This window comes from Umezawaea tangerina (genome assembly GCF_003002815.1).
Lineage (GTDB): Bacteria > Actinomycetota > Actinomycetes > Mycobacteriales > Pseudonocardiaceae > Umezawaea > Umezawaea tangerina.
Genome location: NZ_PVTF01000004.1, coordinates 237,222 through 259,164 on the forward strand (window position 1 = coordinate 237,222; position 21,943 = coordinate 259,164).

The window sequence follows — 21,943 nt, forward strand, 5'->3', positions numbered from 1 at the left end:
CGCTCAGCCGGGCTGTTCCAGCAGGCCCCGGTCGTAGGCGATGGCCACGGCTTCGGCGCGGCGGCCCGCGCCGAGCTTGGCCATGATGCGGGTGAGGTGGACGCTGACCGTCTTCTCGCTGATGTACAGCTCCTCGCCCACCTCGCGGTTGGTGCGGCCCAACGCGACCAGCGCGAGCACCGACCGTTCCCGCGGGGTGAACGGGTCCACGTGGTCGCGCGGTTCGGCCTCGTCCGGGCGGAGGGTGACGCGGGCCCGGCGGGCGGTCTGCGCGACGGCGTCGAGCAGGGGCTTGGCACCGACGGCGCGGGCGAAGTCGGTGGCGGCGCGCAGGTGCTCCACGGCCTCGTCACGGCGGTCGGCGCCCAGCAGGGCCTCGGCCAGCCGCCAACGGCAGTAGGCCTGCTCGGAGACGGCGCCGTAGCCGAACTCCGCCACGGCCCGGCTCCACAGCTCCGGGTCGCCGGGACCGGTGAGCCTGCTCTCCTCGGCCTCGGCGCGGGCCAGCCAGGCGCGGCCTTCCGGGCCGAGGACACCGGTGCGGGGCAGGCCGTTGACGGCGGTGGCGCGGGCGTACCCGGCCAGGTCGCCGCCGCCGGTGACGGCCGAGATCTCCCCGGCCTTGTCCCGGCGCCTGCGGGCGCGGGCGGCGAGGTCGGCGTGGGCGGCGATGCCGAGGGCGCCGAGGCGGATGCCCGCCAGCAGCCATTCGCCCTCCTGGCCTTCGGCCGCGAGCCTGCGGGTCCACTCCACGGTGTCGGCGACCCGGTCGACGGCCTGCTCCGGCTTGCCGCGCCACTGGGCCAGCTCGGCGCCGGTGCCGCCGGTGATGAGGGCGATCTGCAGGTCGCGGTGCCAGTCCTTGCGCAGCTCGGTGATCAGGCGTTCGGCCTGGTCGAAGTGGCCGCGGCTGACGGCGACGTGGGTGCCCGCGGCGGCGAGCCTGGCCAGGACGGTGTTGGAGACGGCCAGACCGGGCGGTTCGGCGATGGCGGCGCTCTCGTCCCAGCGGCCGAGGTGGTAGAGCGCGAGGGCGCGCAGCACCCGCACCTCCAGCCCGAAACCGCTCCACGTCATGCCCTTGGCCTTGGCGCGGTCCGCGGCCTCGTCGAACACCAGCAGGGCGTCGGTGAGCTCGCCGCGGTCGTAGTGGTGCAGGCCGAGGAAGTAGCGGGCGCGCAGCTCGGTGTTGACCGCGTCGGCCTCGACCGCGCAGTCGATCGCCTCGGTGAGGTGCTCGCGCGCCGACTCGGTGCGGTTGCCGCTGTCGTCCAGCAGCCCCAACGTGGCCAGCGCGTCCGCCACCGCGCCCGCGCACTCCGACGCGCGGCCGTCGCGCACGGCCATCTCGGCCCGTTCACGGGCCAGGGCGAAGCTCCTGGCGTAGCGCAGGCAGGACGCCGACACGGCCAGCACCCACGCGCGCGACGGGCTGGCCGGGCGGTCCTGGACCAGCTCCCACGCCCGTTGGATCGCCTCGTGCATCTCGCGGTCGTGCCCGTCGAGGCCCTGCGAGGCCTGGGCGACCCGCCGCCACGTCTCCGCGGCGGCCTCGGGGTCGGCCGGGTCGGCCGCGCGGGCGGAGGAGCGGGCGAACGCGAGCGCGCGTTCGGGCTGGCCCGCCGTGCCCGCCGACCAGGACGCGCGGCTGAGCAGCACCAGCTCGGTGACGTCGGCGGGCCGCTGGTCCTCCGCGACCGCGTCCCACAGCTTGAGCGCCTGCTCGAAGTGCCGCAGCGCCTCGGCGGGCGCGCCGGTGCGGTGCGCCTCCTGCCCGGCGTCCACCGACGCGGCCAGCGCGCGCGGCAGGTCGTGGCTCTCCATGGCGTGGTAGGCCAGCCCGGCGGCGGTGCCGCGGTCGGTGCGGCCGGTGAGGTAGCGGGCGTAGGCGGCGTGCAGCCGGACGCGTTCGCCGGGCAGCAGGTCCCCGTACACGGCCTCGCGCAGCAGGGCGTGCCGGAACACGTAGATCTCGTCGCCCTCGCCGACCAGCAGCACGTGGTGCTGCACGGCCTCGCGCAGCGCCTCGTCCAGCGCCACGTCGTCCAGGCCCGCGACGGTGCGCAGCCGGTCGTGGCTCACCCGGCGGCCGCCGACCGACGCCACCCGCACCACGTGCTGGGTGCCGGGCGCGAGGCGTTCGATGCGGGTCAGCAGCACGTCGGCCAGCGCGGACGGGACACCGCCGCTGGGCAGGCAGGTGGCGGCGGCGAGCAGCTCCTCGGCGAAGAACGGGTTGCCCTCCGAGCGGGCGGCGACCTCGCGGACGACGTCCTCGGGCAGCTCGTCGGCCAGCGCGTCCACGAACGCGCGCGAGTCGTCGGCGTCGAACGGGCCCAGCGCGACGCGCTCGACGGCGGGCAGCCGGAGCAGCTCGGTCAGCAGCGGGCGCAGCGGGTGGGCGCGGTGCAGGTCGTCGGAGCGGTAGGTGCCGACGATCAGCAGGCGCTGGGAGCGCAGCCGGGACAGCAGGAACGACAGCAGGTAGCGGGTCGACGCGTCGGCCCAGTGCAGGTCCTCCAGGACCAGCAGGACGGTGCGCCGCTCGGCCAGGTCGCCGAGCAGACCGTGCACGGCGTCGAACAGCTGGAGCTGGCCGACGTCCTGCTCCGAGCGCCTGCCCGTCGGGAACAGCGGCGGCTGGTTGGAGCTCTCCCGGCCGTCGTCGCCCCCGGTCGGGAGGCCCAGCTCCGGCAGCAGCCGCGCGAGCGCGGGCCTGCCCGCGATGTCGAGCAGCCCCTGGTCCCGCACCCGGCCGAGCACCTCGGCGAACGGGAGGTAGGGGATGCCGATCTCGCCCACGTCGAGGCACCGGCCGGTCAGCACCAGGGCGTCGGGGTCCGCGGTGGCCAGCTCCTCGACCACGCGGGTCTTGCCGACCCCGGCGTCACCGGCGAGCAGCACCGCCGTGGCCGCACCGCCCGACGCCTGGGCGAGCGCGGCCCGCAGCCGGGCCATCTCCCGACCGCGGGCCACCAGGGGGATGCCGGATCCGAGACGTGCCACGGGTGGCATGTTCGCACACCTCAGGCGGCGCTGCCCTGGACTTTCCGCCCCTCGGGCGCGGTGGGCCCGGCGCGGCGCGCCAGCCTGGCCCACCAGGACTGGTGCTCGGGCAGGCCGCGGCGCGCGGCGCGGACGTGCTCGGCGTCGGCCAGCATGGAGCGCTGCCGGTAGTCGATCTCCGCCTTGATCGCTTCGGGGGTCCATTCGAGGCTCATCGGAACTCCTTGTGTCGTCTTCCCGGTGACACTGAGAGTCGCCGTAAGGCCCCTGGCCCGGCATCGGAGGTTCACGTGCCCCGCCCCGCGAATCCCTTACCCCCGAACGGCGAAGCGGCACGCCCGGACGCCCGGACGTGCCGCTCCCCTTACCCCTTGCGCGGTCAGCAGGCGCCGCTGTCGCGCCAGACGCCCCACTCACCGGTGGTGCCGGGCTCCTCGCCCGTCGTCCACCACTGCGCCGTCCACTTGCGGCCCTTCCACGACACCGCGTTCGTGCCGACGTAGACCTTGGTCCGGTCCCACGCCGCCACCGCGCAGGTCGGCGGGGTGGTCGTGGTGGTCGTCGTCGTGGTGGTCGTCGTCGTGGTCGTGGTGGTCGTGGTCGTCGTCGTGGTCGTGGTGCTGGTCGGCGGGTTGCCGCCGCCGCCGCCGCGCGGGTGGTCCGACGCGATCGCGTAGGTCTTGCCGCCGAACGTGAAGCGGAAGTTCGACGGCGACGAGATCGGCAGCTGGTAGTTGATGGTGATGTCGACGCTGGCGCCCGGTGCGAGCGACTGCCACGTCGGCATGGTCACCGACACGTGCTGGAAGTCGCCGCGCAGGCCGCCGACGTTGGACCCGGTGTGGCCCTTGGCGACCACCTGGAGGCCGAAGCCGGACTGGTCGGACATGCTGCCCGGCGCGCTGGTGCCGTAGTCGAACTCGATCTTCGCGCCACCGGGGACGGTGAGCGTCGAGTTGTTGGTGACCTTCAGCTTCGGCGTGATCGGGTAGTTGTTGTCCCCCAACGCGAACCCGCCGACGGTGGCCGAGACGTCCAGGACGTCGGCCGGGGTCGCCGTGGACGCCTTGAGGTTGCCGTACGGCGCGGCGCCGCGCAGCCCGTCGTTGATCTTGGTGAGGAGCGTGTCGCCCATGGTGTACTGCTTCTTCACCGAGTCGTACTTGTAATCGCCCGCGAGCTCCCAGATCATGACGCCGCCGATGCCCTTGTCGGCGATGTACTTCGCCTTCGCGGCCACCGAGGTCTCGTCCTCAGTGGACAGGAACACCTTCTTGCTGTCGTTCCACAGCCACGGCGAGACGAGCGTGGTGTCGTAGTTGCGGGTGTAGGCGCCGCTGATCCGGTCGGTCGGGTCGGTGGCGGGCGTGAGGCCGTAGGCGGCCAGGTAGTCCGGCGTGATGCCGTTCTGCAGGTTCATGGCGTGCCACATGGGGTTCACCCCCGACGGCACCTCGGCGTTGCCCGCGGTGCTGTCGTGCCACAGGTTGTCGATGCCGATCGCGCCGTTGCCGCACGGGGTGGTGGACCCGACGCTGCCGCCGGTGCCCGCCGGGCACTTCGACTGGTCCGGCAGCGCCGCCGTGCCGCCGAGCCCGTTGACGCCGCCGGTGACGCCCTGCCAGCCGCGGGTGTAGAACGGCAGGCCCATGTTGATCCGCCCGGCCTGCATGGCGCCGCGGAAGTAGTGGTAGGCCCAGTCGGTGTTCAGGTAGCCGATGCCCTCGTACTGCGGGGCCGTGTAGACACCGCCCGCGGCGAGCTCGCCGTCCTTGCCGTTGTCGTAGAGGGCGGCGTTCGGGCCGACGAAGTGGTTCCACGAGCCGTGCAGGTCGTAGCTCATGACGTTGAGGTAGTCCAGGTACCTGGTGACCTGGAAGGCCTCCATGCCGCGCAGCAGCCAGCCCGACGCGGGGACGGCGGCGGTCAGCAGGTAGTGCTTGCCGTCGGCCGCGCTCGCCCGGTCCAGCTTCTCGCGCAGCGTCTTCATGATCCGCTCGTAGCCCGCCCACAGCGTGCCGCGGTTGGCGTTGGCGAGCGCGAAGTCGTCCGGGTTGCCCGCGTTGTTGTTCGACGTCGGGTACTCGTAGTCGATGTCCGCGCCGTTGAAGCCGTAGGTGCGCAGGAACGTCACGACCGAGTCGGCGAACGTGTCGATCGCGGCCTGGTCCTGGCCCAGCTTGTAGAAACCGCCGTTGGCGTCACGGGTGCCGTCGGCCTTGAGGTAGCCGCCGGTCTCGGCCCAGCCGCCGATGGAGATCAGCGTCTTGACCTTCGGGTTCTGCTTCTTGAACTTCGTCAGCTGGTTGAAGTGCCCCTTGTAGGACAGCGACGTGTCCATCTCGGCGCCCGCGACACCTGGCCACTCCATGCCGGTCGAGGCGTTGGTCGCGCCCGGATCTCCGACGGAGATCCTGTTCTGGTTGTCGATGTGCGCGAAGGCGTAGTTGAGGTGCGTGACCTTGTCCCACGGGATGTCCTTCGGCAGGTACGCGGGCGACCCGTCCTTGCCGGTGCGCCAGCTGCTGAAGTACCCGATCACGCGTCGGGAGTGGTTGGCGTCCAGCACCTCCCGGCCAGAGGTGTCGTAGACCGAGCAGTAGGGGACGTCGACGCCGGGCGTCTTGTACAGGCCGTCGGGACGGCAGTCCTCGTTGCCCGCCGCGAGTGACGCGGTCGGGTTGGCCACGGCGATCAGGAGTCCGGCCAGCGTGGCGAGCGACGCCAGCGCGGGGAGGAGTCTTCTGTTCCTGGGCAAGGCAGACCTCCTGCACCTGGCGGCGGCCGTTGGCAGGTGATGTCGAGAGCAGGGATGTGTCACGGCTCACCCGTGACGGTTGACCAGAACGTAAGGAGATCGGGCGGTCCGTGTCAATAGGTATAGACCAATCGTCACACCGCGGTGTGCGACGTGGTCCGGGTCCGCGCCAGCCGCGCCCTGACCTGGTCGGCCTCGGGCGCGTCCAGGTCGGTGAACAGGGCGAGCGCCCGCTGCCAGTGCGACACCGCGCCCGCCGCGCCCTGGCGGTCGAACACGGTGGCGAGCTGGTCGTGCGCGAGGGCCTGGTGGTAGGGGCTCGCGGCCTCGGTCGCCAACGACAGCGCGGACCGCGCGCTGGCCGCCGCCTCCTCGAACCGGTCCTGGGCCAGCAGCGCGGCCGACAGGTCCGAGTGGCAGATCGACTCGCCGCACTGCTCGCCGACCTCGCGGTACATGCCCAGCGCCGCGCGCAGCCAGGTCGGCGCCTCGGTGCCGCGCCCGGTGACCAGCAGGAGCAGCCCGAGGTTGTGGTGGGCGTTGGCCTCGGTCCACCGCGACCCGGCGGCCCTGCTGACCTCGATCGCCTCCCGGTAGTGCGCCTCCGACTCGTCCATCCGCTTGAAGTCCTGCAACGTGTCCGCGACCGTCGTCAACGCGCGCGCCTGCTGGTCGAGGTCGCCCGCGGCCCGTGCCACGTCGAGCGCCTCCTGGTGCCGTTGCAGCGCCTCGTCCTGGCGGCGCAGCCGGAGCAGCGCCGTGCCGAGGTTGAACAGCATCACGAACTTCGCCTTCGACTCGCCGAGCTCCGCGGCCGCGCGCAGCCCGGACTCGGTGACCCGCAACCAGGTCTCGTGGTCGGTGCGCAGCCAGAAGAACCGCGACAGCGTGTACGCGAGCTGCCAGGCGTGCACGAGCCACTCGCGGTCGAAGACCGGCTCCGAGCTCGCCGCGGCCAGGTCCGCCACGGCCAGCAGGTTCGCCTCCTCGGTCTCCAGCCAGGTGAGCGCCTCGGTCGCGTCGGTCAGGCTCGGCACCTCGGTCGGCCGGTGCCGCAGCTCGATCCGCACGCTGCCGCGGCCGATCGGCAGCAGGCCGTCGGCGAGGTCGGCGCAGTGCAGGTAGTAGTCGAGCATCCGGCCCACGGCCTCGCGCCGCTCGTCGGCCAGCAGCTCCCCGGCCAGCGTCCTGGTGTAGACCCGGACGAGGTCGTGTGCGCCGTAGCGGCCGGGTTCGCCCGCCGACAGCAGGTTCGCCGCCGCCAGCGCGTCCAGCGCCCGCTGCGCCTGGCCCGCGTCGACCCGCGCCAGTGCGGCGGCCACGAACTTGGTCACGTGCGGGCCGGGGTGCAGGCCCAGCAGCGCGAGCAGCCGGGCGGCCAGCGGGGGCAGCGCGCGGCGGGAGGCGTCCAGCGCGACCCGCACCGGGCCCTCGCCGTCCTCCAGGCCGAGCGCGGCGAGCCTGCCGTGCTCGTCGTCCAGCTCCGCCACGAAGTCCGCCACCCGCAGCGTCGGGGACACGGCGAGCCGGGCGGCGGCGATGCGCAGCGCGAGCGGCAGCCCGTCGCACAGCTCGGCGAGCCTGCGCAGGGCGTCCACCTCGGTGCTCGGCCCGCGCCCGGCGACCCGGCCCAGCACCTCGACGGCGGCGTCCACGGTGAGCATGTCCAGCTCCACCAGCCGCGCCTCGGCGTGCGCGACGAGCCCCACCAGTCGCCTGCGGCTGGTGACCACCACGCAGGAGGAGGACCCCGGCAGCAGCGGCAGCAGTTCGGTCGAGCCCAGCACGTTGTCCAGCATCACGAGCATCCGCCGGTCCGCCACCAGGGTCCGGAACAGCGCCGAGCGCTCCTCGACGGTCACCGGCGCGTCGCCGGGCTGCACGCCGAGCGTGCGCAGGAACCGGTTGAGCACCTCGCCCGCGTCCAGCGGGTCCTGGTTCGGGTCGTAGCCGTGCAGGTCGACGTAGAGCTGCCCGTCGGGGAAGTCGTCGCGCACCCGGTGCGCCCAGTGCAGCGCGAGCGCGGTCTTGCCGACCCCGGCCGGGCCGCTGACCACGAGCAGCAGCCCGCCGTCGGGGTCCGCGGCCAGCAGCTCGTCCATCCGGCGCAGCTCGGCGTCGCGGCCGATCAGCGCGACGGGCGCGCGCGGCAGCTGGGCGGGCACGGTCGGCCGGACCGGGGCGGGCGGCGCGGCGGCGGCCACCACCGGCGCGTCCTGCCTGCTCGGCTCCGGGTCCTCCCCGGCCAGCACGGCCATCTGCACGCGGCGCAGCTCGGGGCCGGGCTCCACGCCCAGCTCGTCGATCAGCACCCGCCGCGCCTCGCGGTAGACGGCCAGCGCCTCGGCCTGCCGGTCGGCCTGGCACAGCGCGCGCATCAGCAGCCCGTGGGCGCGTTCGCGCAGCGGCTGGTCGCCGACCAGCGAGGTGAGCTGGCCGACCAGGTCCGCGCCCTGGCCGAGCGAGAGCCGCAGCTCGGCGCGCTCCTCCAGGACGGCGAACCGGCGTTCCACCAGCCTGCCGCGCTCGACCTCGGCGAACAGCCCGGCGACACCGCCCAGGGGTTCGGCCCGCCACAGCGCCAGCCCGTCCTCCAGCACGCGGGCCGCGCCTGCGAGGTCGCCCGCGGCGCGCAGCCGGGTCGCGGTCGTCACTCCGGTCTCGAACACGTCCAGGTCCAGCGCGTCGCGCTCGACCCGCAGCAGGTAGCCGTCGCCGACCGACGTCAGCAGCTCCGCGGGCGCGCGCCTGGCGCGCCGGGGCTCCAGCGCGCGCCGCAGCCCGGCCACGTAGGTCTGCACGAGGTTCACCGCGCTGCTCGGCACGGCGTCGCCCCAGACGGCGTTGATGATGTGGTCGCGGGTCACCGGGATGTTGCGGTTGAGCAGCAGCACGGCGAGGACGGCGCGCTGCTTGGCCGCACCGAGGTCGACCTCGTGACCGGTGCGGAGGACCCGGAGCAGACCGAGTACCTCGAACCTGAGGGACTCGGGGATGTCCTGCGCCACCGACGTGTCCTTTGCCGAAGTGCTGTGCCCCACGCCTTGAGCCTAGAGATCACTTCAGTCCGGCTCCAGTCGCGCTGTAGCCGCATTCTTACGCTAAGCGTGTCCGACCAACCACACAGGGCGAAACCCGGTGGGGGAGGTTGGACCAGACGGTGGAACCGAACCTCCACCGTCTCCCTGATCGACGTGGGTCGTCCGGCGTGCAAGGGGCATCCAGCCCGCGGCGGCGGAACGCCGGCCGACCCACGTCCCCATCAGAAGAAGAGGGCCACCCGGTAGGGGGTGGCCCTCTTCGCCCTTTCCGGGGTGTTCTCCTAGCCCACCTCTTCAAGCTCGCGGGTCTCCCGCGCACCGGCCTGCTTGCGGCGGCGGCGCAACGCGTAGACCGCGCCCGCCACGGCCACCGCGCCGAACAGCACCCAGCTCACGCCGCCCAGCACCGACTCGACGTACTTCGCCGACGCGCCCGCCGCCGACCCGATGCCGATGTGCAGGGCGGCCCAGCACACCGCCCCGGCGACGGAGGCGGGCAGGAACCGGCGGTAGGGCAGGTTCGACGCCCCCGCCGAGGCCGGGACGAGGGTCCGCACGACGGGCAGGAAGCGGGCGGTGAACACCGCGATCCCACCGCGGTCGCGGAGCAGCCCGCCCGCGCGGTCCCAGTGCGCCCGCCCGAGCTTGCGGACGATCCGCGAGTCACGCAGCCGATCGCCGTAGCGGCGCCCGAGCAGGTACCCGATGCTGTCGCCCGCCACCGCGCACACCGACACCACCAGCCACATGACCAGGAACCGCGGCACCGTCGTGACGGTCGTCGAGGCGATCAGCAGCGAGGCCTCGCCGGGGGCCAGGAACCCCACCCCCAGCGTGCACTCGGCCAGGGTCATCGCCCCGGTCACCGCCACCACCGCCGGTTGCGGCAGACCGGCCAGTCCGGCCAGCGCGTCGGTCACGAATCCCATGCTGTCCCCCCAGGAGAAGGGCGCCGGCACCGAGCCCGAGCAGGACCGCGGTCCAGTGCTCCGCGGCCGTGAGCCAGTCGCTGTAGAAGAGGTCTGCCACGAGCAGCGCGACGAGCACCGCCGCGATGGCCCGTGAGCGGCGCAGCAGCGCCAGGGCGCCGGCGGCGCACGCGAGCGCGGCCGAGGCGCCGTAGTCGAGCCGGTGCAGCACGTCCTGCGCGCCGGACAGGCGCGCGAGGCCGAACGCGGCGAGCGTGGGCCCGAGGTGGCCCAGCAGGAGGACGAGCAGCGTCGCGGCCGGGCCGACGAGCCGTTCGAGGGTGGCCACCACGAGCACCACCAGCAGCAGCGTCCACAGGACGTGCGCGAGGTGGTAGGAGCCGAACAGGCTCGCCGGGAGGCGCCACCAGTGGCCGTCCAGCAGGTCCGCGCCGCGGTAGCGGGTGGCTTCGCGCAACGCCGGGACCAGGCCCACGACGAGGCAGGACACGCCGAGCGCGCCGGAGACGGGGACGTGCCTGGACATGACGTGGACCCCTTCCCGGTGAGTGCGTCCAGTTCACCGGAAAGGGGTGGTGCGGACATCGGTCCGCGGTCTACCGCGCGTGATCCCCTGGTCTGACCACGAACCAGACCGGGGTAGGACGGGCCCCCTGGCGAAAGGACGGGGAAAGCCCCGTCAGGGGTCCCGGGGTCGTCAGGTCAGGTCGAAGCCGCCGAGCTTGGTGGCGCCGAGGAACCGGCCCCAGGCGGCACCGTCGAAGCCCAGCACCGGGCCGGAGGGGTTCTTCGAGTCCCGCACGCCGGCCGCGCGCGGCGCCAGCGCGATCTCCACGCAGTCGGGTCCGCTCGCGGAGGACCGGCTGCTCTTGCGCCACGTCGCGTTCGTGAAGTCGACTTCTGGTTCCACTGCGAACTCACTCCAGTCATCAGGAAAGAGCGTGCGCCACGGTGTCGAGCAGGCGCGCGGAATCGTCCGGATCCAGCGCGGTGGTCGACAGTCGCCCGAAGACGTCCGAGTACCACAGGACATCCGAGGGTTGCTCCAAATAGACGCCGCTTCTGGTGCTTTCGATGTATACCACGTCGGGATCGAGCCGCTCGGGGAAGCTCAGGATGACGAACGGACCGTCCATCGCCGCGTGACCGCCGGAGGTGAAGGGGACCACCTGGAGGGTGACGTTGGGCAGCGCGCCGACTTCCAGCAACCGCCGGACCTGCGCCCGCAGCACCTCGGCCCCACCCACGAGCCGCCGCAGCGCGGCCTCGTCGATGACCACGTCGAGCCGCAGCGGGTCCTCCTCGTGCAGCAGCGCCTGGCGGGCGTTGCGCAGCGCGACCCGCCGGTCCACCTCACCGGGTGACGCCTCCGGCGTCACCTCGCCGATGAGCGCCCGCGTGTACTCCTCGCACTGCAGCAGTCCGGGGATCATCAGCCCCTGGTAGGTCCGCACCGACTCCGCGTCCGCCTCGAACCCGATGTACCGACCGGGCGCGATGTCGCCGTACTCGTCCCACCAGCCCTTGCGCCGCGCTTCCCGCGCCAGCTGGACCAGCTCTTCGAGCAGGGCCTCGTCCGCCCCGTACGCGGCGAGCATGTCCCGCACGTCACGCGGCGTCACCCCCACCCGTCCGGTCTCGATCCGGCTGATCTTCGACGCCGAGCACTCCAGCCGCTCCCCGACCTCCTCGATCGTCAGACCAGCGACTTCCCGCAACCTCCGCAGCTCTTGGACAAGCCGCCGCTTGCGCAACGTCGGGCTGCTGCCCCGTGCCATCTCCTGGTACCTCCTGGGTCATGCACAGTCTGTGACCCCAGCACAACCAAGCAAAGAGACGTCATCCATTCGTGTACTGCAACTTGCAGTTCGCCGCCCACCGGTCGCACGCTGCTGGGGTCACGCTCCACCGACACCCGAAGCCGGAGGTCCTCACCATGAGCAGCGCCGCGGGACGACGCGAATCCGTCGCCTGGAGGATTCCCGCCACCGACCTGGCCGGGGAGCGCTGACCATGTCCGTCACCGTCTTCAGCCAACTCGACAAGTCCTTGCACGAGCACCTGGCCACGGTCAGCCAGCTCGCCGCCCACGGCGACGACCACTCCGCCGCCGAACTGGCCCGCGCCGAGCTCCCCCGCCTGGTCGCCACCGTCAAGGCCCTCCTCGACGAACACCAACCCGACGAACACGGCCGCTGCCCCACCTGCCGCACCCGCTGGTGGAGCCGCCGCCTCCCCGCCCCCTGCCGCGCCTACCTCAGCGCCCAGCTCTGCCTCACCGTCGCAGGCGAACAATCCTCCGGCGGCGGCACCCACCGCCACCTACGCCGCGTCGGCTGACAAAGCCAAAGCCAAAAGCCCGCACCCACCCCACACCCCACAATCCAGCCGCTCCGACCCTTCGGACGGCCAGATCGCACCGGACCGGCCCCTTCCCCGACCCGGCCCGGTGCGATCACCAAACCAACAACCCAACAAAACCCACCCACCCCAACACACGGCGAGGACACCAGTCAGGCGCAGCCTGATCCCCACCCGGCGCAGCCGCCACCTCGCATCCGGCGCGGAGCGCCCCACCGCTTCGTCCGCAGCGCAGCAAGGATGCCCTGTCGGCGCCAGCCGATGCCCTGTCCGACGGCGAAGCCCAGGATGCTTGGTCCAACGGCGAAGCCGAGGATGCCCTGTCCGACGCGCAGCGAGGATGCCCTGTCGGCGAAGCCGATGCCCTGTCAGGCGCAGCCTGATGCCCTGTCCGACGCGCAGCGAGGATGCCTTGTCGGCGAAGCCGATGCCCTGTCGGACGTAGTCCGATGCTGGCGTAGCCAGACTTACCCCTGCACCCCGATCCGAAGCCATCTCTATGCTCGCCCAAGCTTGTCAAGATAGCTTCACCGTCTTGACAAGCTTGGGCGAGCATAGAACACTCGGCGAGCGGGGTGGAGGCATGTTCCCTAAACCCGCGAGCCCAACGCCACCACAAGAAGCACCCCAAACCCCGGACCCCGCACAAGCGACCCGGCACCGACCGTGGCGGAACCGACCCCGACCCCCCGACCGGGTTCGGTTCCGCCACGCCCTCCCCCCACAACCTCCATAACCCCCAGTGACCCCCCACTGATGATCGACACGTCCGGTTGAAACCCGTGTCGTCTGGGCCACATCTTCGTCCATCATGGACACGACGCGACCTCCCTTTCCACCAGCCCGCACCCCGGGCCGCCGGAAGGGGAAGTCCCGACGCGGGTTGTGCCGACACGTCCACTGTGCCGACACGGAGGTGCCTTGCGGCGACCCCCTACCACCGCGCCGAGGCCGAGTCCGCACTCGTCGCCTTCCGGCTGCGCCTCGTGCTGCCCTCAGCACGCCGCGCTCCTTCGACACCCCGCTAGACCCACCCCACCGACAACCCCGCGCCCCACCCGGCTCGGGCATGACAACGCACCCCGAAGGAAGACATGAACCGCCCCCGCTCCAACAAGTCCCACGCAGGCGAGCACACCACCGCGGGACCCCCGCTGCGCTTCCCGGGAACTCTCCGCTTCGACCTGCCCGCTTCCTTCGTGCTGTTCCTCATCGCCGTCCCGCTGTCCCTCGGCGTGGCCGCGGCGACCGGGGCCCCGCTCATCTCCGGCCTCATCGCCTCGGTCGTCGGCGGCATCGTCGCCGGTCTCTTCGGCGGCACTCCGTTGCAGGTCAGCGGCGCGGCCACCGGTCTGATCGTGGTCACCGCCGGTCTGGTCATCAAGTTCGGCTGGGCGGCCACCGCCGCCATCACCCTCGCCGCGGGCTTCGTCCAGATCGTGCTGGGCGTGACGCGGGTGGCCCGCCTCGCGCTCTCCCTCTCGCCGGCCGTCGTGCACGGCATGCTCGCCGGTATCGGCATCAGCATCGCCCTGGGCCAGCTGGTGATCGTGCTGGGCGGCCACGCCCACCCCACGACGTTGGAGAACCTCTCCGAGCTGCCCGCCGAGCTGCACGGCTCGCACTTCGGCTCGGTGGTCGTCGGCGCCGTCGCGGTGGCCGTGATGCTGATGTGGCAACGGATCCCGCGCTCCGCACTGGTCCCGGCACCGCTCGCCGCCGTGCTGGCCGCGACCCTGACGTCCATCGCGCTGCGCGTCGACGTGTCCACAGTGGACCTCCCCGACGCGCCGCTCGCCGACATGGTCTTCCCCAAGGTGCCCCAGGGCAGCGTCGGAGCGGTCGCGCTGGCCGTGGTGTCCGTCGCGCTGGTCGCCAGCATGGAGTCCCTGCTGTCCGCCGTGGCGGTCGACAAGCTGCACGACGGCCCCCGCGCGAACCTGGACCGCGAGCTGGTCGCCCAGGGCGCGGCCAACGTCGTGTCCGGCGCGCTGGGCGGCCTCCCGGTGAGCGGCGGCATCATCCGCGGTTCCGCGAACGTCGCCGCGGGCGCCCGCACCCGCGCCTCCACCGTCCTGCACGGCGTCTGGGTCCTCGTCTTCGTGGTCGCGCTCGGCGGCCTGCTGGACCTCATCCCCCTCGCCGCCCTCGCGGGTGTGCTGCTCGTGGTGGGCCTGCGCCTGGTGAGCCGCGACCGCGTGCGCAAGCTGGCGCAGCACGGCGAGATCGCCCCCTACGTCGGCACCCTCGCCGGTGTCCTGGTGTTCGGGCTGGTCGAGGGCGTCCTCATCGGCATGGCGATCGCCGTCCTGAGGTCGTTGTACCGCCTGACGCACAGCACCGTGCGCGTCGACGAGGAGCCGGACGGCTGGCGCGTGTCGATCCGCGGCTCGCTGGTGTTCCTCGGTGTCGGCAGGCTCGTCCGCGAGCTGCGCCGCATCCCGCTCGGCAAGCGCGTCGTGCTGGAGCTGCACATCGACTTCATGGACCACGCCGCGTTCGAGGCCGTCGACGACTGGCGCGCCGGCTACCAGCGGCTGGGCGGCCAGGTCGACGTGGACGAGGTGCACGACACCTGGTTCGGCAAGGCCATCGGCGGCAAGCCGGGCCTGCGCAAGACTCCCCCGTCGCCGCTCCCGCGCTGGTTCGCGCCGTGGTCGCACTGGCAGCGCACCCGTCCCGGTGACGCGCCCGGTGTCGTGCTGCCCACCCAGCGCGGCGACACCGACCCGATGATCCTCGGCATGCACGAGTTCGAGCGGAACTCCGCCCCGCTCGTCCGCCCGTTCCTCGCCGAGCTCGCCGCCCGCGGCCAACGCCCGAAGCAGCTGTTCATCACCTGCGCCGACTCCCGCGTGGTCCCCAACCTGATCACCAGCAGCGGCCCCGGCGACCTCTTCTGCGTCCGCAACATCGGCAACCTCGTGCCCGTGCACGGCACCGACGACTCCATGGGCGCCGCCATCGAGTACGCCGTCGAGGTGCTCGGCGTCTCCACCATCGCCGTCTGCGGCCACTCCCACTGCGGCGCGATGGGCGCGCTCGTCAACGGCTCCACCCGCCCCGGCACCGCCCTCAACTCCTGGCTGCACCACGCCGACCGCAGCCTCATCCGCTTCCACGAACCGAGCACGACGATCGACCGGGAGCTGCCGGTGGTCGAACGGCTCAGCGTCGCCAACGTCGCCCAGCAACTCGACAACCTGCTCACCCACCCGGCCGTCCGCGAAGCCGTGGCCTCGAACGCACTGCGCCTCACGGGCATGTACTTCGACATCTCCGCCGCCCGCGTCTACCTCGTCAACCCCGACCGCAACGCCCTCGAACCACTCCGCACCCCCGCGGGCCGCTAGCCGACGCACCGGAATTGTCGGACCCCCTGAGTACCGTGGATCTTCGGGGGGCCTTCACGACCGGGGGACCTCTGGTCCCCATGACAACGGGGGTCCCCCACGCGTGTGGGAGACCCCCGTTCGTTCGTCAACCGCGCGTCAGCAGGCCTTCCGCCAGCTGCACTCCATGTCGTCCAGCCGGTTGCCCTTCTCCACGGGCGCGGGCTGCTGCCTCGCCTGGATCTTCGGCTGCGACTGCCCCGCCTTGTCCGAGGCCAGCCTGACTGCCACCGCGTCCTCGATGTCCTTCGGCGGCCCGGACACGAAGTTGTTCTGCAGCAACGAGAACACCAGCTTCCGCCCGTCCGCGTTGGTGACGTACCCCGACAGCGCGGTGACCCCGGTCATCGACCCGGTCTTCGCGTGCAGGTTGTTCGCCGCCGCCGTGCCGATCATGCGGTTGCGCAGCGTGCCGCCCGCGATCCGGTCCTGCACGGCGGCGATCGGCAGCGCGTCGTACCACGGCTGGAACCACGACTTCGTCCGCGCCGCGCGCAGCACCGACACGAACAGGTCCGGCGACAGCAGGTCCATGCGGGACAGCCCCGAGCCGTCGAACAGGTTCATCGTCAACGGGTCCGCGCCCAGACCGGGCAGCCTCGCCTCCAGCTCCCGGATGCCCGCCGCCCAGCTGCCCTCGCCAGATGCCTTGCGCCCCATGGACTTGATGAGCATCTCGGCGTGCATGTTGTTGCTGAGCTTGAGGAACGTCACCAGCAGCTCGCGCAGCGGCATGGACTGGTGGTCCACCAGCACCTGCGCCGACGACGGCGTCTCCCGGAACTGCGTACCACCGGTCACCGTGATCCCGTGGCTCTGCAACGACTTCCGGAACAACCCGGCCACCAGCGTCGTCGGGTCGTTCACCGAGATGTACTCCGTGTACGGCTGCCCGCCCACGGCCAGCGACCCGCCCACGCTCACCACGTTCGTGCCGTGCGTCCGGTGCACGAACACCCCGTCCGCACTTCCGGTAGTCGCCGTGTTGTTGATCGTCAGGTCCAACGGCGGCGTCAACGTCACCACCGCCGGCTGCCCCTGCGCCCCAGGACTGACCTTCACCGCGACCGACCCCGCGTCGAAGTCGACGTCCGGCGCGATCGTCAACGCCGACGTCTGCGCACTGAAGTAGTACGGCTCGTCGTCCCACGCCCACCCGGTGCCCAACGGCACCGAGTCGAACCAGCTGTCATCAGCGACCAGCGCCCCGCTGACCGTGCGAACACCAGTCGCCGCGAGCTTCGCCGCCAGGTCGTCGTAGTCGGCCGCCAACATCGTCGGATCACCAGTCCCCCGCAGGAACAGGTCCCCGTTCAACACCGTCCCCTGCACAGCCGCGGTCGACCGCAACTGCGTACTCCACCGGTGATCGGCCCCAAGCGAGTCCAACGCAGCCGCCGACGTCACCAACTTCGCGTTCGACCCAGGCTGGAACCGACTCGACCCGGATCTCGTGTAGATCAACTCCCCGGTCTCGGCATCCTTGACGACCAACCCGACATTCGCCCCCGACAGGCGCGAGTCGGACAAAATTCGATCAAGGTCCGCCGCAAGCGGATTAGCATCCAACGCCGTCGCCCCGCCGGTGGACAAACCCAGCACGAGGGACAAGGACGCAAGCAGGGCAAGCAGTCGTGGCCAACGGATCATCCGTCGATTCTGCACACCCCTACACCCCACACCTGTGAGGGGCCCTCATATACAGCCAAACCCAGGGTCCCCCAGCCGTGAAGACCCCCCGAAACCCAAGGTACTCAGGGGGTACGACATTTTCGCGGACCACCCACACCCACCCACCCCCCAGCAACAACAACCGACCGACCACAGCCCGACGGCAAGCCGAGCACAACACCCCATTGGGCGAAGCCCACCAACACGCATCCGACGCGAAGCGCCTCGGGCCTCATCGGCGCCAGCCGATGCCCTGCCGGGCGAAGCCCGACGCCCCACCCGACGCGCAGCGAGGATGCCCCGCCCGATGGCGAAGCCGAGCACAACACCCCGATGGGCGCAGCCCGCCAGCGCGCATCCGGCGCGGAGCGCCTGGGGCCTTATCGGCGCCCGCCGATGCCTGAGTCGGGCGAAGCCCGATGCCCTGTCCGACGCGCAGCGAGGATGCCTTGTCCGACGGCGAAGCCGAGGATGCCTGAGTCGGCGAAGCCGATGCTGGCGTAGCCAGACCTACCCCGCAACCCGATCCGAAGCCATCTCTGGGCTTGACGGAGCTTGTCAAGACAGCTCTACCGTCTTGACAAGCTCCGTCAAGTCTAGAACACTCGGTGAGCGGGTTGCAGCCTCCCTAAACCCAACCCACGCCCCCGGACAGCACCACCCCAGGGTCCCCCCACCGAGAAAACCCCCCGAAACCCAACGTACTCACAGGGTCCGACAACCAAAGGCAACCACCATCCACCCAACAAGATCATCCACCCCAACCCTCATCGAGTTCAGCGGCCTCCCCGGCACCGGCAAGTCGACCCTCTCCCGCCACCTAGCAACCCGCACCGGCGCCGTCCTCCTCCGCGTCGACGAGATCGAAGCGGCCATGCGCCGCAACGGCCTCACCCCCGACCAGACCGGTATCGCCGCCTACAGCGTCGCCCACGACATCGCCGCGAGCCACCTCCGCCGAGGTCTGACCGTCATAGCCGACGCCGTCAACCCGGTCCCCGAAGCCCGCGCGGGCTGGCGCGACCTGGCCGTCGAGTGCGCCGCGGAGCACGTGGTCATCGAGGTCACCTGCCCGGACCCCGACATCCACCGCCGACGAGTCGAGGAGCGCGTCAGCGACCTCCCCGGCTGGACCTACCCCACCTGGGAGCAGATCCAACAACGCGACTACCGCCCGCGCACCGACGACCGCCTCGTCGTCGACACCACACACCCGGTGGACGCCTGCCACGACGAGATCGCCCGGTACGTCGGCAGGTGACCCGGTCCCCCGCGGCAGGGGGACCGGGAGTGGATCACGCCTCGACCTGCGACCGATCACCAGACCAGAGGGTGTGGAAGCTGCCCTCGGCGTCGGTGCGCCGGTAGGTGTGCGCGCCGAAGAAGTCGCGCAGGCCCTGGATCAGCGCCGCGGGCAGCCGCTCCGACCTCAGGCCGTCGTAGTACGCCAACGCCGACACGAACCCCGGCACCGGCACCCCGGCCTGGACGGCGCCGACGACAACCCGTCGCCACGCCGCCTCGGCGTTCTGCACGGCCTCGCGGAAGTAGTCGTCGACCAGCAGCGACGCCAGCTCGGGGCTGCCGTCGTAGGCCTCGCGGATCCGGTCGAGGAACCGCGCCCGGATGATGCACCCGCCGCGCCAGATCGTCGCCATGGCACCGAGGTCGAGGTCCCAGCCGTACTCCTTGCTGGCGGCCCGCATCTGGTCGAAGCCCTGCGCGTACGCGACGACCTTGGAGGCGTACAGCGCCTGGCGGACGTCGTCGACGAGACCGTCGGTCACGGTCTTGGAGACCTCGGCGGCACCGAACGCGTCGCGCACGGCCTTGCGCTGGTCGACGCGGCCGGACAGCGAGCGGGCGAACACGGCCTCGGCGATGCCGGTCACCGGCACACCCAGCTCCAACGCCTCCTGCACGGTCCAGCGACCGGTGCCCTTCTGCTCCGCCTCGTCCGCGATGACCTCGACGAGCGCCTTGCCGCTAGTCGCGTCCACATGCGACAGGACCTCGGCGGTGATCTCGATGAGGTAGGACTCGAGGTCGCCCTCGTTCCACTCGCGGAACACGTCGGCGATCTCGGCGGGCGTCTTGCCGCCCGCGCGCAGCAGCAGGTCGTACGCCTCGGCGATGAGCTGCATGTCCGCGTACTCGATGCCGTTGTGGACCATCTTCACGAAGTGGCCCGCACCGTCCGGTCCCACGTGGACGCAGCACGGCGTGCCGTCCACGTTCGCAGCGATGCTCTCCAACACCGGGCCCAGGTGCGAGTAGGACTCCTTCGAACCACCCGGCATGATGCTGGGGCCGTTGAGCGCGCCCTCCTCACCACCGGAGATGCCCGCACCGACGAAGTGCAGCCCCTTCTCCCGCAACGCCGCCTCCCGACGACGCGTGTCGGCGTAGTGGGCGTTGCCGCCGTCGATCACCATGTCGCCCTCGTCGAGCAACGGCGTCAACTCGTCGATCACCGCGTCGGTGGGCGCACCCGCCTTGACCATGATGATGATCTGGCGCGGCTTCTGGAGACTCGCGACGAGCTCCTCCGCCGTCTCGGCCGGGACGAAGTCACCCTCGTGGCCGTGCTGTTCGATCAAGAGCTTGGTCCGGCTCGCGGACCGGTTGTGGACGGCGACCCGGTGTCCGTGCCGGGCGAGGTTGCGGGCCAGGTTGCTGCCCATCACAGCTAGTCCGGTTACCGCGATCCGTGCCGTTGCCTCGGTTGTCATCTGCACAGCCTGCCTAAAAAACGGCCGTAGTGCGAGGGGACGAGTGTCATAGAGCTGTTGGGTGGTGGGAGACGTAGCGGGTTGGGGGGATCGGTGAAGCCCAGTTCCCGGCCGTCCCACCTTCTGGGGAAGCCCAGCCCCCGGCGCGCGATTGTCTCAATGCCCGATCTTGCTTGTCAAGACGATGGAGCTGTCTTGACAAGCAAGATCGGGCAGGAGGGCGCTGTGGATCGGGGGCAGAGGGGGAGTCTGGCTTCGCCAGCATCGAGCTGCGCTCGACTCGGACATCGGGCTTCGCCCGACAAGGCATCCTCGGCTGCGCCGTTGGACAAGGCATCCGCGCTTCGCGGCGGACAGGGCATCGGCTGGCGCCGACAAGGCCCCAGGCGCTCCGCGCCGGATGCGCGCTGGCGGGCTGCGCCCATCGTGGATGGGGTGGTGGGGTGGCAGTGGCTGTTGCTGTTGCTGTTGTCAGCGGCGGTCGAAGGCCCAGATGGAGACTTTGGATTCGTCGCCGCCGATCAGGGGGCGCCAGGCGGGGTGCATGGGGAGGGTGGTGGTGGTCAGGCGGCGGGGGGTGCGTTGTAGGGCGGTTAGCGGTAGGACGTCGGCGAGGGTGGTGCGGACCTCGTGGCAGCGGGCGTGGGTGAGGATGAGGCGGAGGCCGTCCAGGCCGTCGCGGCCGCCGCCCTCGTGCAGGTGCAGGAACTCGGGTTCGACGTCGGCGAGGAGTTCAGCGGGGCGTTGTGGGGGGTTGACGGCGAGCACGTCGGCGTCGAGCACGTCGAGCTGGGTGAAGTCGGCCTGCCACAACGAGAGGCGGTCGCGGGCTGGAGGGCCGAGCAGGCGTTCGACGTTGGTGGCGGTGTCGCGGAGCGCGTCCGGGTCGCGGTCGAGGGCGATGACGTGGCGGGCGCCCGCCGAGAGGGCGGCGATGGTGATGAGGCCGGCGCCGGAGCCTGCGTCGACCACGGAGCGGCCCCAGACGTCGCTCAGGGTGGACGCCAGCAAGGCGGAGAACTCGGACGGGCGGTGGACGTCGGGGCCCGCGGTCAGGCCGAGGCCGAAGAGGTACCAGGCGGTCCAGGTGGCGCCGGGGTGGGGGACGGTGGTCACGAGATGACGCGGAGCAGGCCCTCTTGGACCACGGTGGCGACGAGTCTGCCGTCCTGGGAGAAGAAGCGGCCGGTGGCGAGTCCGCGGGCGCCGGAGGCGCTGGGGGACGCGCAGTCGTACAGGAACCACTCGTCGGCGCGGAAGCGGCGGTGGAACCACATGGCGTGGTCGAGGCTGGCGCCGAGGACCTTGTCGGTGCCCCAGTAGACGCCGTGCTTGACCAGGATCGAGTCGAGCAGGGTCATGTCGGAGGCGTAGGCCAGGACGCAGACGTGCAGCAGGTCGTCGTCGCTGAGCTTGCCGTCGGCGCGCATCCACACCTGGCTGCGGGCCTCGCCGGGGCCGTCCTCGCGGGACTCCCAGGGCGGCTCGGTGACGTAGCGCACGTCGATCGGCCGGGGCAGCCGGGGGCGTTCGAGCTGGTCGAAGTACGTCTTCGACGCCTCGGCGTAGGTCGGCAGCGACTCCGGGTCCGGCACGTCGGGCATCGGCTCGGCGTGGTCCATGCCCGTCTCGTCCTTCTGGAACGACGCGGACAGCGAGAAGATCGCCTTGCCGTGCTGGATGCCGACGACCCGCCTGGTCGTGAACGAGCGGCCGTCGCGGATGCGGTCGACCTCGTAGACGATCGGCACGGTCGGGTCGCCGCCGCGGATGAAGTACGAGTGCAGCGAGTGCACGTGCCGCTCCGGCGGCACCGTCCGGCCCGCCGCGACCAGCGCCTGCCCGGCGACCTGCCCGCCGAAGACCCGCACCGGGGACTCGGCGGGGCTCACCCCGCGGAAGATGTTCTCCTCGATGCGCTCGAGGTCGAGCAGCGCGACGAGGCGGTCGAGCACGGGCTGCCCGTGCGGGACCCCGTCGCTGTCCAACGGAGCGTCCTGGGCCGCGGCGAATCGCGCGGCCGCGGCACGGGCAGCCTCTGTCAACGTGTACT

General features: G+C 71.7%; 15 protein-coding genes. 4 read left to right on the plus strand and 11 right to left on the minus strand.

Annotation, left to right across the window (positions count from 1 at the left end; all coding sequences use genetic code 11):
• Window positions 1-3: 3 nt before the first annotated feature.
• From CLV43_RS15125 to CLV43_RS15145, 5 genes are all read right to left on the minus strand, one after another.
• Window positions 4-3,015, minus strand: coding sequence for a helix-turn-helix transcriptional regulator (locus CLV43_RS15125; protein ID WP_106187798.1), 3,012 nt, complete (start codon window positions 3,013-3,015; stop codon window positions 4-6).
• 11 nt (window positions 3,016-3,026) lie between these two features.
• Window positions 3,027-3,221: a hypothetical protein gene (locus tag CLV43_RS15130; protein WP_106187799.1), complete on the minus strand. Its 195-nt coding sequence runs from the start codon at window positions 3,219-3,221 to the stop codon at window positions 3,027-3,029.
• A gap of 164 nt (window positions 3,222-3,385) precedes the next feature.
• Window positions 3,386-5,764 (minus strand): chitinase C-terminal domain-containing protein, encoded by a 2,379-nt coding sequence (locus CLV43_RS15135; RefSeq protein WP_106187800.1) that lies wholly within the window; start codon window positions 5,762-5,764, stop codon window positions 3,386-3,388.
• 134 nt (window positions 5,765-5,898) lie between these two features.
• The gene (locus CLV43_RS15140; RefSeq protein WP_106187801.1) at window positions 5,899-8,805 is read right to left on the minus strand and encodes an AfsR/SARP family transcriptional regulator; all 2,907 of its coding nucleotides are present in this window, start codon (window positions 8,803-8,805) and stop codon (window positions 5,899-5,901) included.
• A gap of 281 nt (window positions 8,806-9,086) precedes the next feature.
• Complete coding sequence (locus tag CLV43_RS15145) at window positions 9,087-9,734, minus strand: DedA family protein (RefSeq protein WP_106187802.1); 648 nt, start codon at window positions 9,732-9,734, stop codon at window positions 9,087-9,089.
• Window positions 9,735-9,936: 202 nt separating this feature from the next.
• Here CLV43_RS15145 and CLV43_RS15150 point away from each other — a divergent pair, with 202 nt between their 5' ends.
• Window positions 9,937-10,356 (plus strand): hypothetical protein, encoded by a 420-nt coding sequence (locus CLV43_RS15150; RefSeq protein WP_106187803.1) that lies wholly within the window; start codon window positions 9,937-9,939, stop codon window positions 10,354-10,356.
• A gap of 75 nt (window positions 10,357-10,431) precedes the next feature.
• Here the strand turns inward: CLV43_RS15150 and CLV43_RS49265 are convergent, their stop codons facing one another.
• Window positions 10,432-10,644, minus strand: coding sequence for a DUF397 domain-containing protein (locus CLV43_RS49265; RefSeq protein ID WP_245886469.1), 213 nt, complete (start codon window positions 10,642-10,644; stop codon window positions 10,432-10,434).
• Between the two features lie 19 nt (window positions 10,645-10,663).
• Window positions 10,664-11,512, minus strand: a complete 849-nt coding sequence (locus CLV43_RS15160) for a helix-turn-helix domain-containing protein (protein WP_106187805.1) — start codon at window positions 11,510-11,512, stop codon at window positions 10,664-10,666.
• Window positions 11,513-11,747: 235 nt separating this feature from the next.
• Here CLV43_RS15160 and CLV43_RS15165 point away from each other — a divergent pair, with 235 nt between their 5' ends.
• Together CLV43_RS15165 and CLV43_RS15170 are read left to right on the plus strand one after the other, a co-directional pair.
• Window positions 11,748-12,074, plus strand: coding sequence for a hypothetical protein (locus CLV43_RS15165; protein WP_106187806.1), 327 nt, complete (start codon window positions 11,748-11,750; stop codon window positions 12,072-12,074).
• Between the two features lie 1,115 nt (window positions 12,075-13,189).
• Entirely contained in the window at window positions 13,190-15,448 is a 2,259-nt protein-coding gene (locus tag CLV43_RS15170; protein WP_106187807.1) for a SulP family inorganic anion transporter, read from the plus strand.
• Between the two features lie 138 nt (window positions 15,449-15,586).
• Here CLV43_RS15170 and dacB read toward each other — a convergent pair whose 3' ends face one another.
• A complete protein-coding gene (dacB, locus tag CLV43_RS15175; RefSeq protein ID WP_106187808.1) occupies window positions 15,587-17,137 on the minus strand; it encodes a D-alanyl-D-alanine carboxypeptidase/D-alanyl-D-alanine endopeptidase in 1,551 nt (516 codons plus the stop codon).
• Window positions 17,138-17,465: 328 nt separating this feature from the next.
• Here dacB and CLV43_RS15180 point away from each other — a divergent pair, with 328 nt between their 5' ends.
• Window positions 17,466-18,419 (plus strand): P-loop nucleotide/nucleoside kinase family protein, encoded by a 954-nt coding sequence (locus CLV43_RS15180; protein ID WP_106187809.1) that lies wholly within the window; start codon window positions 17,466-17,468, stop codon window positions 18,417-18,419.
• A gap of 34 nt (window positions 18,420-18,453) precedes the next feature.
• On the opposite strand, the gene gndA is transcribed toward CLV43_RS15180, so the two are convergent.
• From gndA to tesB, 3 genes are all read right to left on the minus strand, one after another.
• Window positions 18,454-19,890 carry an NADP-dependent phosphogluconate dehydrogenase gene (gene gndA, locus CLV43_RS15185; protein ID WP_106188247.1) on the minus strand — a complete coding sequence of 479 codons (1,437 nt, stop codon included), beginning with the start codon at window positions 19,888-19,890 and terminating at the stop codon, window positions 18,454-18,456.
• A gap of 471 nt (window positions 19,891-20,361) precedes the next feature.
• Window positions 20,362-21,006 (minus strand): 50S ribosomal protein L11 methyltransferase, encoded by a 645-nt coding sequence (locus tag CLV43_RS15190; RefSeq protein WP_106187810.1) that lies wholly within the window; start codon window positions 21,004-21,006, stop codon window positions 20,362-20,364.
• Window positions 21,003-21,935: an acyl-CoA thioesterase II gene (gene tesB / locus CLV43_RS15195; protein ID WP_106187811.1), complete on the minus strand. Its 933-nt coding sequence runs from the start codon at window positions 21,933-21,935 to the stop codon at window positions 21,003-21,005. Before tesB ends, CLV43_RS15190 begins: the two co-directional genes overlap by 4 nt.
• Window positions 21,936-21,943 lie beyond the last annotated feature (8 nt).

Excerpts from the sequence above, each read along its gene's own strand:
- CLV43_RS15125 (WP_106187798.1), bottom strand. The coding sequence starts at position 3,015 with ATGCCACCCGTGGCACGTCTCGGATCCGGCATCCCCCTGGTGGCCCGC.
- CLV43_RS15130 (WP_106187799.1), bottom strand. The coding sequence starts at position 3,221 with ATGAGCCTCGAATGGACCCCCGAAGCGATCAAGGCGGAGATCGACTAC.
- CLV43_RS15145 (WP_106187802.1), bottom strand. The coding sequence starts at position 9,734 with ATGGGATTCGTGACCGACGCGCTGGCCGGACTGGCCGGTCTGCCGCAA.
- CLV43_RS15160 (WP_106187805.1), bottom strand. The coding sequence starts at position 11,512 with ATGGCACGGGGCAGCAGCCCGACGTTGCGCAAGCGGCGGCTTGTCCAA.
- CLV43_RS15165 (WP_106187806.1), top strand. The coding sequence starts at position 11,748 with ATGTCCGTCACCGTCTTCAGCCAACTCGACAAGTCCTTGCACGAGCAC.
- CLV43_RS15170 (WP_106187807.1), top strand. The coding sequence starts at position 13,190 with ATGAACCGCCCCCGCTCCAACAAGTCCCACGCAGGCGAGCACACCACC.
- dacB (WP_106187808.1), bottom strand. The coding sequence starts at position 17,137 with ATGATCCGTTGGCCACGACTGCTTGCCCTGCTTGCGTCCTTGTCCCTC.
- CLV43_RS15180 (WP_106187809.1), top strand. The coding sequence starts at position 17,466 with ATGGCGAAGCCGAGCACAACACCCCGATGGGCGCAGCCCGCCAGCGCG.
- gndA (WP_106188247.1), bottom strand. The coding sequence starts at position 19,890 with ATGACAACCGAGGCAACGGCACGGATCGCGGTAACCGGACTAGCTGTG.